Genomic DNA, 12,950 nt, shown 5'->3' on the forward strand with positions numbered 1-12,950 from the left:
GTGTACATTAACCGAACGGCGCATGACGTGCTGACGAACTACAATTGGTGACGTCAACCATCTGCGTGGAACGCTCCATGCGGTTGCAGCTGCTCAGGGAGCGCCGACGTGGACTACGAGTGGGACGAAGCTAAACGCTGGTCGAATATAGACAAGCACAAGGTCGATTTCAGACTTGCGGCTTTCATATTCGAAGGTCCGGTCATTTTGGAACCCGACCACCGACGGGACTATGGCGAGGAAAGATTTCTCGCAATTGGCTTTGTCGATAACGAGTGCTTTGTCGTTGCGCACACACGAAGGGGTGAAATCATCCGCCTTATATCTGCTTGGAAAGGTGGTCGTAATGACCGAAGAAAACATCAAGCGCTATACCCTGGCTGAGCTTCGCGAAATGAAGGACCGTGGGGATTTTTATCATAACCCCGACGCCCCCGAGGGCCCTGACCTCCCTGACAGCTTCTGGGAGAATGCGGTCGCGGTCGATCCACAAGGCAAAACCTCCGTTCACCTCAAGCTCGACGCCGACGTTTTTTTCTTCTTCAAGCGCCAGGGCAAAGGCCACATAACCCGCATGCAGGATGTGCTAAGGGCCTATATGAAGGCGCATCAGAACCCTGATGGCTCATTGCTCACACCCAAAGAAAAGCCGAACCGCAAGGCCGGCTGATCCCTGCCGGGCAGTTACACCCCGCCCCTGATTTCCGGCTTCACGTCCGTCTGGTACCATTCTCCCAGCTGCTTCATCAGCGCCGGGAACAGGCTCCGCCGCTCACTGGCCGCAACATTGTCAGCGATCTGTTCGGGCTTGGAAACGCCCGCAATCACCGTCGACACCTGGGGGTGATCAAGGATCCAGCGCAGCGCAAACTGGCTCATCGGCATGCTTTCGGGCGCAAAGCCCTTGAGCATCTGTACCAGTTCGACGCCCCGCTCGAACGGGATGCCCGAAAAGGTCTCGCCCACCGAAAACGCCGCGCCGTCACGATTGTAGTTGCGATGGTCGCTCTCTTCGAACTGGGTGGATTTGTCGTATTTACCGCTAAGCAAGCCGCTCGCCAGCGGCAGCCGCACGATGACGCCGACATCCTGTGCCGCCGCCCTGGGCAGCAGTTCGGCGGCCGCATCCTGGCGGAAGAGATTGAAGATGATCTGCAAGGTAGCGCAGCCGGGCTGTTCGAGGCAGAGCATGCCTTCCTCGATGGTTTCGACGCTGGCGCCCCAATGGCGCACCAGCCCCTCGGCCTGCAGCTCATCCATCCATCCAAAGATCGCCCCGTCGCGCAGCACGGCGGCGGGTACGCAGTGGAGCTGCGCCAGGTCGAGCGTTGCCACCCCCAGCCGCTTGGCCGAGGCAACAAGGCTCTCGCGCACACCCTGCTTGGAATAATTGTCCGGGAACAGCGTGCCGCCCCGCCCCAGCTTCGTCGCCACCTTGACATTGGGGCCCTTGGCATGGGCGCCGATACGTGTTTCCGACAGGCCCCCGCCATAAACGTCCGCAGTGTCCCAGAAGGTGATCCCGGCGGTCAGCGCGTGTCCGAGAATGGCATTGGCGGTTTCCTCGCCCACCGGCCCGAAATCGCCGCCCAGCTGCCAGCACCCAAGGCCGATCTCGCTGACCTCATACCCCGTCTTGCCCAGCCGTCGCGTTTTCATGCCCATGTCTCCGAGAACCTTTGAATTGGCCGCAACCTATTTGCGCGGCCACGCAAGAACAAGGGCGCCACAGCGCCCCGGTTCCCTCCAGCCAAACGGCCGGCTCATTCAAAATAGTCGGGAAAATCCTCGATGGTCTGGTTGAGCAGCACTTCCGCCCGCCCCAGATGCGCCCGCATCGCCGCCTCGGCGCCTGCCACATCAGCCCGCGCCACCGCCTCTGCGATCTGCTTGTGCTCGGCAATGGCGCGCTGGCTCGAGGACACACCCAGCGTCAGATAGCGCACCCGGTCGAGCTGCATCTTGTGATCATCAATCAGCTGCCAGGCGTATTCCACCCCCGCCAGCCGCGCCAGCGTGCGGTGGAATAACTCATCGAGCTTGTGGAAACGCCGGCTGTCATTCGCCGCCGAGGCCGCTTCCTGGTCAAGGATAAGCTTGGCCAGCACTTCGGCCGCCTCGGTGCCGGGACGCGACGCCACGCGGCGGATGATTTCCACCTCGATGCTTTCGCGGATGAACCGGCTCTGGCGCACCCCGTCGGGCGAGATTTTCTTGACCACCGTGGCGCGCTTGGGCCGGATCAGCAGCAGGCCCTGCTGCGCCAGCCGGATAAAAGCCTCGCGCACCGGCTGCCGCGACACGCCATAGCGTCCGGCAATATCGCTTTCCGAAATCACGTCGCCCGGCTTGAGCGCCATGCTGACAATGTCGTCGCGCAAGGCAACGACAACCCGAAAAGCAATGGTCCCCTCTAATGTGTCGCCCACCTTGCCTCGCACTTGGGCTGATTCCATCCCCGAACCATGGGACGGATAGGGGTTTGACTGGTCGCTTCGTTTGCGCTCTTCCACAGAATTCTCGCCCCTCCGCCTGTCTATCCGCCGCGCCGCGCCGCTGTCTGGACCGCCGCCAACAGAATTGTCGAAAGAAACTATACAACTCTGCAATCTTGTATGGTAGATGCTTCCGCACAGTCTGTCACCGAAGTGGCGGCACCCATTTAAAATCGAGACCGGAGAGAACAGAATGGCCAAGACCTACGCGCTCGTGGGGACCGGAGGTCGCGCACGCATGTTCTATGAGGCGATCCTGGGACCGCATCGCGCCGAGGCCCGGCTCGTGGCCCTTTGCGACACCAATCAGGTGCGCATGGACTTCACCAACAAGGTGATTTCCGAGGAACTGGGCGGCCAGAAGGTCCCCACCTACAAACCCGCCGGCTTCGCCAGCATGATCGCCGAGCACAAGCCCGATACGATCATCGTCACCTCGATTGACCGCACCCACGACCGCTACATCATTGCCGCGCTCGAAGCCGGCTGCGACGTCATCACCGAAAAGCCGATGACCACCGACCCCGAAAAGTGCCAGGCCATTCTCGACGCCGTCGAGCGCACCGGCAAACAGGTTCGCGTCACCTTCAACTATCGCTATGCCCCGCACAATTCGGCCCTGCGCGAACTGATCGCCGAAGGCGCCATCGGCAAGGTCACCTCGGTGCATTTCGAATGGCTGCTCGATACCCGCCATGGCGCCGACTATTTCCGCCGCTGGCACCGCGACAAGCGCAATTCTGGCGGCCTGATGGTCCACAAGTCGACCCACCATTTCGATCTGGTCAATTTCTGGCTCGGCAGCCAGCCCGACACCGTCTTCGGCATGGGCGATCTCAAATTCTATGGCCGCGCCAATGCCGAGGAGCGGGGCGTCTTTACTCCCTATACCCGCACCACCGGCGTGGAAGCGGCCAAGGACGATCCCTTCGCCATCGATCTGACCTCCACCCCGGTCCAGAAGGGTCTCTACTGGGATGGCGAAAAGGAAGATGGGTACCAGCGCGATCAGAACGTCTTTGGTGATGGCATCTCCATCGAGGACACGATGAATGTCATCGTGCGCTATCGCAACAAGGCGGTCATGACCTATTCCCTCTATGCCTATGCGCCCTGGGAAGGGTTCAATGTCGCTATCAACGGCACCGGCGGCCGGCTCGAGCTGACCGTGCACGAAAATTCCTACATCAATGCCGGCGCCGGCTCGGAAACCGAAGGCGCCGCCAAGGGCGTCAAGCTCTATCACTTCCCGCTGCATGGCGAACCGCGCGTCGTCCCGGTCCAGCATGGCGAAGGCGGCCATGGCGGCGGCGACAAGATCATGCTCGAGGAAATCTTCGGCAATGCCACCCCGCGCCCCGGCTACGGCGCCAATCACCGCGACGGCGCCCTTTCCATCCTCACCGGCATCGCCGCCAACAAAAGCTTCGCCACCGGTCTGCCGGTGGATGTGAACACGCTGGTCAGGCTTTAGAGCGCTTCTAGCAAAAGTGGCAACGGCTTTGCGGTTCAGAAGCACGGCAAAACAAGGGCTTAGAGCATTCAGCGTTTCAGCAAAACGGTGAAATGCTCTAACGGTTGGGCACCTGGTCACCCTCCCCCTCAGAGGGGGGGGGGGGTATCGCCGCCAGGCCGATATGCCGGTGTTCATCGTCTCCCTCCCCCTCGTGGGGAGGGTAGCGACGCTAGGTGCGCCGCACCGTAGCAAAGCTGGGGTGGGGGGGATTCCCCACAGAGACGACCTCGGTACCGCTCCTACCGATTAAACGGCACGCTCGCCGTCAGCACGTCGCCCGAATTGTTGAATTCGACCTCGAAGTCCACGGTGATCTTGTCATTGATCAGCAAGATCCGCGCCCCGATCCGCACGTCGCCGCCGGCGCGATCCTTTTGCTGCTCACGCAGGTCAAAGCTGATATTGCCGCCCGACTGCCGGCCGATGGCCAGCCCGGTGTAACCGGCATTGGAGCTCATGGCGGCTTCAAAGCGGCGCTCGGCGTCATTATAGGCGATAGTGCCGCTGATCGAGAGCGTCGCGTTCACCAGCGTGCAACGGCCAGTGTAATTGATCTTGAGCAGATTGCCCTGCGAAACGCCCAGGCGACAGCGGAATGGCTCGGGCTGGTCGCCGCCCACCAGGGCCCCCTCGCCGCGCCAGTCCCCGATATAGGATGTGAGCAAATCAAGCTCGCCATTGGCGGCCTGCACCATGCTTGGTGTTGCCGTCGGTGCCAAAAGGGCCAATGCGACCAGTGCCGCCCGAAACCCGTTTTTCACGCTTCCCCCCTCACGATTTCTCCCGCCGCCCTGTCTGCCAGCACTTTTGCACCGCCGCCAGTAAAAATATCCACTCGTTGACGGCAATGTTACGAATCAACCTACCAATATTGCGTGAAGTTACTGGGTAAGGTGCAGCACAACCTTCCCGGCCGAAATGAGGGGACAACGGTCATGGTTTCTGGACCGATCATCGACGCACGCGACGTGGACTACAGCCTGGATGTGGCTGGGCGACCGCTCCATATCCTGCGCAGGGTTTCCCTGACCGTTGCGCCATCCGAAGTGATCGCCATTGTCGGTCCGTCCGGCAGCGGCAAGACCTCGCTGCTCATGCTGCTGGCCGGTCTGGAAAAAGCCACCGGCGGCTCGGTCATGGTCAATGGCAGCGACCTGGGTGCCATGAACGAGGACGCGCTGGCGCGGTTTCGCCGCCATACCCTTGGCATTGTCTTCCAGAGCTTTCACCTTATCCCCTCGCTGAGCGCGCTCGATAATGTGGGCCTGGCGCTCGAAATTGCAGAGCCCGACCTCTCCATGGCGCAGATCCGCGACAAGGCTGCGGCGGCATTGACCGCGGTTGGCCTTGGGGATCGGCTCGATCATCGCCCAACCGCTCTTTCAGGGGGCGAGCAACAGCGCGTTGGCCTCGCCCGCGCCACCGTCGCCGACCTGCCACTGCTCCTGGCCGATGAACCCACGGGCAATCTCGACCAGAAGACCGGCGCCATCGTCGTCGACCTGATGTTCGACCTGGCCCGCCGCAACAATACCGCCGTGGTGCTGATTACCCATGATCCAGCGCTGGCCGCCCGTGCCGACCGCGTTTTCACCATGACCCAGGGCCAACTCACCGAAACGCCGATGGCCAAAACCGCCGCTGCCAAGCCCGCAGCGGCTAAGACGCGGGCCGCCAAATGATGCGCTCCGTCTGGCCTGCCATTCGCATTGGCCTGCTCGACATGCGCGGCGATCTGCGGCGCTTCCTGCTGCTGGTTGTCTGCCTGGCAGTCGGCACGGCGCTGATTGCCGGGGTCAATTCTGTCGGTACCAGCATTACCCGCGCCATCGAAACCGGCGCCGCTGAAATCATGGGCGGCGACATAGAACTCTCCCGCGCCGACCGGCTGGCCACCCCCGATGAACTGGCCGCCATGCAGGCGCTGGGCCAGGTCGTAAGCGTCATCGACACCAATCTGCGCGCCGAAACCTTCACCGACGAGGCCTTTGCCGATGTCAGCGCCGTGGGCGCGGGCTACCCGCTGCTGGGCGCCATACGCAGCCCGCAACTGTCTCCGGGCGAAGATATCGGCGCCTTGCTGGCTGAAACCGATGGCGCCCATGGCGCGCTGATCGATGGCATCATGCTCGATCAGCTCGGCATCGGCATTGGCGACCGCTTTGGCCTTGGCGGCACCGAATTTGTCGTGCGCGGCACGCTTGCCCAACTGCCCGATGGCCCGGTTCGCGGCTTCCGACTGGGCCTGCCCACGCTGATTACCGCCGAGGGCTTTGCCGTCGTCAGCGACCGCACCTCGCCGCTGCCTGGCCTTGGCACCTGGTATCGCTACAAGATCCTCTTGACCGACCGCGATATCGAAACCGGTCTCGCCAGCGCCGTCGAACAGTTCAGCGCTCAGGGCTGGACCGTTCGGTCCGCCCGCGACGGCTTGGGGCAGATGGTGCGCTATTACGATCTCTTCATGCGCTTTCTCGTCATCGTCGGTCTTGGCTCGCTGCTCATTGGCGGCGTCTCGGTCTGGACCGGCATGCGCGCCTATATTGCCGAACGCTCCGGCGTCATCGCCGTGCTGCGCTCCATTGGCGCGGGCCGTTCGCGCGTCTTCATCCATTTTCTTGCCCAGGTTTCGGCCCTGGCGGTGGTCGGGGTCGGCATAGGGCTGATTGCCGGCGCCAGCGTGGCCTGGTTCATCCTGCCCTCCATCGGGGCTGCGGTCGGCATTCCGCTGACGCCCGCCGTCCATGTCCAGCCGCTGCTGGTCGCCGCCGGCACGGGCCTGGTCACCGCCTTTGCCTTTGCCTATCTGCCCCTGCAGCAGGCCCAGGGCATCCGCCCGGTGCTGCTGTTCCGCTCCAAGGGCCTCGACGCCCCGCCGCTTGATTGGCACGCCCTGCTGCTCTCCTGGCAAGCGCTGCCGCTTGTTGCCGCCATCATCGCCTTTTTTCTCCTCGCCTGGCTGATGACCGGCGATCCGACGCTGGTCGCCGCCTTTGGCCTTGCCAGCGCGCTTGGCGCGGCGCTCTTCCAGCTGTTCATTCGCCTCGTCCAGGCCGGTTTGGCCCGCCTGCCCGAAGCCGGCCCGCGCATCCTGCGCCACGCCCTGCGCGCCATTTCCGGCGCCGGCCAGAACGCCGCGACGGTCGCCGTATCGGCCGGCATGGCGCTCTCCATGCTGATTGTCGTTCTGGTGATGCAGACCAACCTGCAGCAGGAGTTTTTGGGAGCCTCGGCCTTTGACGCACCCACCCTGGTCGGCTCCGATCTCTTCCCCGATGAAGTCGAAAACCTCGAAACCCTGGCCGCCAGCGGCAATGACATTACCCGCTTCGTCTCGACCCCGATGCTGCGCGCCCGCCTTGACGCCGTCCAAAATGTTCCGGTTGACGCGCTGATCACACGCGGCCCCGAGGCCACCTTCCTCCTCGCCGGCGAAGTCCCGCTCACCTTCCGCACCCATCTGCCCACCGCCTCGCGCGTCACGGCAGGCGAATGGTGGCCCGCGGACTATGCCGGGCCAGGCCTTGTCAGCCTGCACCAAAGCCTCAGGAACGGCCTCGGCGTCGACCTCGGCGACACCCTGACCTTCTCGATCTTTGGCGAACCGATCACCGTCACCATCGCCAGCTTCCGCGACTATTCCTGGCAGGGCGGCATCGACTTTCTCGCCACCTTCTCCCCCGGCGTCCTCGACAACTATCCCACGACCCTGTTCGCCGCCGTCACCGCTGCGCCCGGCGCCGAAGAAGCCGTCGGGCGCCTCCTGGCCACCGAACTCCCCGACATCCGCTTCATCGCCGTGGGTGACACGCTCAAGCAGGTAACGGACGCGCTGGGGCAGCTCTCTTTTGCGGCCAGCCTTGTGGGTGGTCTTGCCGTCGGCAATGGCCTCCTGGTGCTCATCGGCAGCCTCGCCACTGGCCGCCGCCAGCGCGAGGCCGACGCAGTGATAACCAAGGTACTGGGCGCCACCCGCACCGATCTGATTGCCACCGCCGCGCTGCAATATCTGCTGCTCGCGCTGCTCGCCGCCGTCCCCGCCTTGGCCCTCGGCCTCGGCCTTGGCCGGGTGGTCAGCGGCCTGATGCTGGCGGTGGACTTCACCGTCAAGCTCGACATCATCGTGGTGGTGCTGGTGGTCGCTGTCGTGATCACCGCCATCCTGGGCGCCATGACCATCTGGCGCGCCGTCTCGACCCGCCCGGCAAGGCTGTTGAGGGATCTTTAGGTGGGGTGACTTGGCAAACACAGACGGAGCGTCAGAAGACCTTCACGAAAAGTGCTCGGCCAGCATGTCGAAAACCAGCCGGATGCGCCGGCTGGTGTGCAGTTCCCGATGCGTCACCAGCCACACCGGCACCACGATGGGGTCGATGCTTGGCACCGCGATCCGCACCTCGGGCGTCGCCTGCCCGACCGCCTCGACCATGCCACTCAACACCATCCCCTTGCGCACCCATTCCCAGCCCGTCATGCCGCTTTGCGTGGCCAGGCGGAAATTGGCCTCGCTCAGCGGCACGCCGCGCGCCCGCATCTGGGCCATGAAATCCTCATTGCCCTGCATGGCGCCGACAAAATCGCCCCGCGCCAGCGCCTCGCCATTGGCCGGGTTCCCCATACGCTCCAACAGCGCCGGAGCGCCATAGATATAGGCCCTCGTGTCCTTGCAGCGCCGGGCGATCAGCCCATCCTGGTCCGGCCGCACATGGCGAATGGCAATATCGGCCTCGCGCCGCAGGAGATCGCTGATCGACCCGGTCGCCAGCACCTCGACCCGAATGGCTGGCGCTTCCTTGCGAATGCGCTCGAGCAGAGGCGGCAGCACATGCCCGGCATAAATATCGGCCGTGGTGATCCGCACCACCCCCTCGATGGCCTGCGACTGACCGGCGGCGGTCATGGCCACCCGCTCGGCCGCCTCGCCCATGGCGCGCAGATGCGCGACCAATTGCGCCCCCGCCTCGGTCAGCGCCAGCCGTCGCCCCAACCGCTCGAAAATGGCGATGCCCAGGCTTTCTTCCAGCGCCGCCACCTGCCGTCCCAGCGTCGGCTGCGTCAGGCCCAGACGCTTGGCGGCCGCCGACAGTGAGCCGGCGTCCACCGTCGCCAACAGCGCCCGCATCTGGTTCCAGTCTGGACTGTTCGGCAACTCGCTCATGCGCTGATGTATAGGTCTTCTGCCAATTTGTGCAATTTTGTTTTTATCGACCGAAGGCTATCATCCCGCAACAATCGAGCATGCAGGACCCGACCATGGCTGAGCTCAGCACTTTCTGGGACAAGATGGCGGACAAATACGCCGCCCAGCCCATTGCCGACGAAGCGGCCTACCGCACCAAGCTGGCGCGCACGCAAAGCCACTTCACCCCGGAAATGGACATTTTCGAATTCGGCTGCGGCACCGGCGGCACCGCCATCACCCATGCCCCCCATGTCCGCCATGTCCACGCCGTGGATTTTTCCGCCCGCATGCTCGACATGGCCCGCCAAAAGGCCAAGGCCGCCGGCGTAGACAATGTCACCTTTGAGCAGGGCGACATCACCAGCCTTTCTATCGCCCCGGCCAGCTACGACATGGTGCTTGGCCTCTCCATTCTCCACCTGCTCAAGGACCGGCAGGCCGTCATCGACCGGGTCTTTGCCATCCTCAAGCCCGGCGGACGCTTTGTGTCCAGCACCGCCTGCATCGGGGACAGCATGAAGTGGCTGGGCGTCATCGCGCCCCTGGGCCGCGCCTTTGGCCTCCTGCCCATGCTCAATGTCATGACCCATGACCAATTGCGCGACAGCCTCACCCGCGCCGGCTTTGCCATCGAGCATGACTGGCGTCCCAACCCCCATGCTGCCGTCTTCATCATCGCCCGCAAGCCGGACTGAACTGCCTGTGGATCGGGCCTTTCCCTGACCGGGCGAATCGCCAACGCTGTGTGCTAGTGGTGTTTGCACACCAGATTTGCCGTGCGTCTGTCTTCCCGCTGGAACTAGGACGCATCCAGCCGGAGAGACAATGCAGGTCGCCATCGACATGGGAGAGAGCCGGACCACCGGCGCCGCCCACATGGACCTTGAGGAATTGCTCGCCACGCGCCTTCTGGTGCAGGGCAATTCGGGCTCCGGCAAGTCACACCTGCTGCGGCGCCTGCTCGAACAATCGGCGCCCTGGGTGCAGCAATGCGTCATCGATCCCGAGGGCGATTTCGTCACCCTGGCCGATAAATTCGGCCATCTGGTCGTCGATGCCACCCGCACCGAAAACGAATTGACCCGCATTGCCGCCCGGGTGCGCCAGCATCGGGTATCGGTCGTGCTCAATCTCGAAGGCCTCGACGTCGAGCAGCAGATGCGCGCCGCAGCAGCCTTCCTTGGCGGCATGTTCGATGCCGACCGCGACTATTGGTATCCCGTCCTCGTCGTCGTCGACGAAGCCCAGCTCTTTGCCCCGGCCGCTGCCGGCGAAGTCTCCGACGAAGCGCGCAAACTCTCGCTCGGCGCCATGACCAATCTCATGTGCCGCGGTCGCAAGCGTGGCCTCGCCGGTGTCATCGCCACTCAGCGCCTTGCCAAGCTCGCCAAGAACGTCGCCGCCGAAGCCTCAAATTTCCTCATGGGCCGCACCTTCCTCGATATCGACATGGCCCGCGCTGCCGATCTCCTGGGCATGGATCGCCGCCAGGCCGAGCAGTTCCGCGATCTGGCGCGCGGCCATTTCGTCGCCCTTGGCCCAGCCATTTCGCGCCGCCCGCTGCCCATCACCATTGGCCCGGTAGAAACCTCGGCCCGCTCCACCAGCCCCAAGCTGACCCCGCTGCCCGAAGCGCCCGCCGACGCGGCCGACCTCATTTTCACCCACGACCCGGAGGAGCTGGCGCGGCCCGTCGTGCGCCGCCCGGCGCCCCCGCCGCCGCCCTCCACCAATGAATTGCTGGCCCAGGTGGCCGAAGCCCGCGCCAGGGCCCGCGCCGAGGCACCGGACGAACCGGCGTCGCTGTTCCCCGAGATCGACGAAGCCGAGCGCGCCGCCATGATCGAGGCGGTCATGGTCGAGCTGATGAGCGATCCTGACGCGGGTTTCCGTACCACCGCCGTGCTCTATCAGGATTTTCTGGTGCGCTGCCGCATTCGCCGCGTGCCCGGCGACGCCCCGGCCCTGCCGGCCTTCAAGCGCCTCCTGGCCGTGGCCCGCGTCGCGCCCGACGAAACTGTTTCCGCCTCCGAAGGCTGGCAACAGGCCCTCTCGCTATCCGAAACGCTCACCGACGACGTGCAGGGCGTCTTCCTGGTCATCGCCCAGGCCGCGCTCATCGGCGCCCCCTGCCCGTCCGATGCCACGCTGGCACGCCTTTATGGCACCCATTCCTCAAGCCGCGCCCGGCGCCTCCTCACCTGGTTCGAAGAACGCGGCCTCATCGTCCTGCGCACCGATTTCCGCGGCCAGCGCATCGCCGCCTTCCCAGAACTCAGCGCCGAAACCGCCCCCGGCGATCCCAATGGCCCTGATGCCTTGGTCGACCAGCGCGGCGCAGCGGAATAGCAACAAAGACGACAGGGAACACCCCCACCCTTGATCCCTCCCCACAAGGGGGAGGGAGACGATGAACACTGGCGCCACAGTCCATCGCCTCCCTCCCCTTGATGGGCTTCGATCCGTCCCGAAGGGCAATTCTCTCCAGTGGAGAGATTTGAGGGAAGAAGGAATGAGGGTGGGGTGACGCAAGCCACTGAATTATCGAGAAGGACCTGGAACGGAGGAACGCTAAGTCCGGCCCAAGCTCTAGACCGTTTCACGTCTAGCTGACGCGCTGCCCTCTTTCCTCCCTCCCCCTTGTGGGGAGGGTAGCGACGCTAGGCCGACAGGCCATAGCAGAGCTGGGGTGGGGGTGACGCGACCTCCAGAGGCTCCGAGCAAGAGGACATGCCGACACCCCCACCCTCGGTCCTTCTCTCCTCAAACCTCTCCACCGGAGAGGTTTGAGGAGAGAAGCCCACAAGGGGGAGGGAGGCGATGGAGCCGCGTCCGCCTGAGTGTGAAATGATCTACCCCCGCAGCTCCGCCTTGAAGCTGTACCGCCCCCGGGCGCCTGGCCCCAGCAGCACCGAATAGGGCCGCTCGGCCAGTTCACCAGAGCCACCCACTTCCGCTGCCGTGCCATGCCAGGGCTCAAGGCAGATGAAGCCGCCACCCGATTTGGACCAGAGGGCAAAATTGGGCAGGTTCTCCCAGGTGAAATGCACGCTCGGTCCCGTCTGTGGCCCATAGACGAGGCCCGCGCCGGCCCCCTCGGGAAACAGCATGGCGTCTTGGGCAAAAAGGCTGTGATTGAGCTGCAACCGTCCATCGACAAAGGGCGAGGGCAGCGATTGCGGGTCCACCAACCCGCCCGACAGCCGGTGCAGCGCCGGCGCGGCGCCATCATCGAGTTCGATATCATGCGCCTTCCCCTCGCCCCCCGGCAGCGGCCAGGCAAAGGCAGGATGAAAGCCGATGCCAAAGGGCATGACCCGATGGTCGCGATTACTGACCTCGGCCGTTACCACCACGGCCCGTCCCTCGATCCGGTGCTCGACGTCGAGCTGGAAATCGAACGGATACATGGCCCGGCTCGCCTCCGAGGCGGTCAGCCGATAGACGCAGCGGTCGCTCTCTTCCACCAGCAACTCAAAATTGCTGCGCCGGGCAAAACCGTGCTGGCTCATCTGGAAGCGTTCACCGTCCACGCTGACCGTGTCATTGGGCGCCTTGCCCACGATGGGAAACAGCACCGGGCTGCGACCGGTCCAATGGCTGGAGTCGCCATGCCAAAGCCAGTGACGGCCGTCCCGCGTCTGGATGGACTGCATTTCTGCGCCCAGCGCGGCGACATCGACCGTGATCTGGTCGTTGGCGATACGGGTCAATTGCATGCGCCGCTCCGGGCAGATTGGACCAAACCGGGCGCACC

General features: G+C 64.0%; 12 protein-coding genes. 7 read left to right on the plus strand and 5 right to left on the minus strand.

Annotated features, from left to right (window positions below; all coding sequences use genetic code 11):
* Positions 1-108: 108 nt before the first annotated feature.
* Positions 109-384 carry a BrnT family toxin gene (locus NIM87_RS14670; RefSeq protein ID WP_254675437.1) on the plus strand — a complete coding sequence of 92 codons (276 nt, stop codon included), beginning with the start codon at positions 109-111 and terminating at the stop codon, positions 382-384.
* Between the two features lie 10 nt (positions 385-394).
* Entirely contained in the window at positions 395-670 is a 276-nt protein-coding gene (locus tag NIM87_RS14675; RefSeq protein WP_254675516.1) for a BrnA antitoxin family protein, read from the plus strand.
* Positions 671-684: 14 nt separating this feature from the next.
* Here NIM87_RS14675 and NIM87_RS14680 read toward each other — a convergent pair whose 3' ends face one another.
* Together NIM87_RS14680 and NIM87_RS14685 are read right to left on the minus strand one after the other, a co-directional pair.
* Positions 685-1,659 (minus strand): aldo/keto reductase, encoded by a 975-nt coding sequence (locus tag NIM87_RS14680; protein WP_254675438.1) that lies wholly within the window; start codon positions 1,657-1,659, stop codon positions 685-687.
* Positions 1,660-1,763: 104 nt separating this feature from the next.
* The gene (locus NIM87_RS14685) at positions 1,764-2,456 is read right to left on the minus strand and encodes a GntR family transcriptional regulator (protein ID WP_254675439.1); all 693 of its coding nucleotides are present in this window, start codon (positions 2,454-2,456) and stop codon (positions 1,764-1,766) included.
* Positions 2,457-2,688: 232 nt separating this feature from the next.
* Here NIM87_RS14685 and NIM87_RS14690 point away from each other — a divergent pair, with 232 nt between their 5' ends.
* Positions 2,689-3,969, plus strand: coding sequence for a Gfo/Idh/MocA family oxidoreductase (locus tag NIM87_RS14690; RefSeq protein ID WP_254675440.1), 1,281 nt, complete (start codon positions 2,689-2,691; stop codon positions 3,967-3,969).
* Between the two features lie 281 nt (positions 3,970-4,250).
* Here the strand turns inward: NIM87_RS14690 and NIM87_RS14695 are convergent, their stop codons facing one another.
* Positions 4,251-4,772 carry a hypothetical protein gene (locus NIM87_RS14695; protein ID WP_254675441.1) on the minus strand — a complete coding sequence of 174 codons (522 nt, stop codon included), beginning with the start codon at positions 4,770-4,772 and terminating at the stop codon, positions 4,251-4,253.
* A 174-nt stretch (positions 4,773-4,946) separates the two neighbouring features.
* Here NIM87_RS14695 and NIM87_RS14700 point away from each other — a divergent pair, with 174 nt between their 5' ends.
* Both NIM87_RS14700 and NIM87_RS14705 read left to right on the plus strand, forming a co-directional pair.
* The gene (locus tag NIM87_RS14700; protein WP_254675442.1) at positions 4,947-5,693 is read left to right on the plus strand and encodes an ABC transporter ATP-binding protein; all 747 of its coding nucleotides are present in this window, start codon (positions 4,947-4,949) and stop codon (positions 5,691-5,693) included.
* Positions 5,690-8,239, plus strand: coding sequence for an ABC transporter permease (locus tag NIM87_RS14705; protein ID WP_254675443.1), 2,550 nt, complete (start codon positions 5,690-5,692; stop codon positions 8,237-8,239). The genes NIM87_RS14700 and NIM87_RS14705 overlap by 4 nt, the downstream gene beginning before the upstream one ends.
* 42 nt (positions 8,240-8,281) lie before the next feature.
* Here NIM87_RS14705 and NIM87_RS14710 read toward each other — a convergent pair whose 3' ends face one another.
* Positions 8,282-9,169, minus strand: a complete 888-nt coding sequence (locus NIM87_RS14710; RefSeq protein WP_254675444.1) for a LysR family transcriptional regulator — start codon at positions 9,167-9,169, stop codon at positions 8,282-8,284.
* Positions 9,170-9,264: 95 nt separating this feature from the next.
* Between NIM87_RS14710 and NIM87_RS14715 the strand changes: the two genes are divergently transcribed.
* Both NIM87_RS14715 and NIM87_RS14720 read left to right on the plus strand, forming a co-directional pair.
* Complete coding sequence (locus NIM87_RS14715; protein ID WP_254675445.1) at positions 9,265-9,888, plus strand: class I SAM-dependent methyltransferase; 624 nt, start codon at positions 9,265-9,267, stop codon at positions 9,886-9,888.
* A gap of 130 nt (positions 9,889-10,018) precedes the next feature.
* A complete protein-coding gene (locus tag NIM87_RS14720) occupies positions 10,019-11,542 on the plus strand; it encodes a helicase HerA domain-containing protein (RefSeq protein WP_254675446.1) in 1,524 nt (507 codons plus the stop codon).
* Between the two features lie 503 nt (positions 11,543-12,045).
* Here the strand turns inward: NIM87_RS14720 and NIM87_RS14725 are convergent.
* The gene (locus NIM87_RS14725; RefSeq protein ID WP_254675447.1) at positions 12,046-12,912 is read right to left on the minus strand and encodes an aldose 1-epimerase family protein; all 867 of its coding nucleotides are present in this window, start codon (positions 12,910-12,912) and stop codon (positions 12,046-12,048) included.
* Positions 12,913-12,950: the final 38 nt, after the last annotated feature.

Origin of the sequence: Devosia ureilytica (assembly GCF_024273195.1) — a bacterium.
In the GTDB taxonomy this organism is placed as follows: Bacteria; Pseudomonadota; Alphaproteobacteria; order Rhizobiales; family Devosiaceae; genus Devosia; species Devosia ureilytica.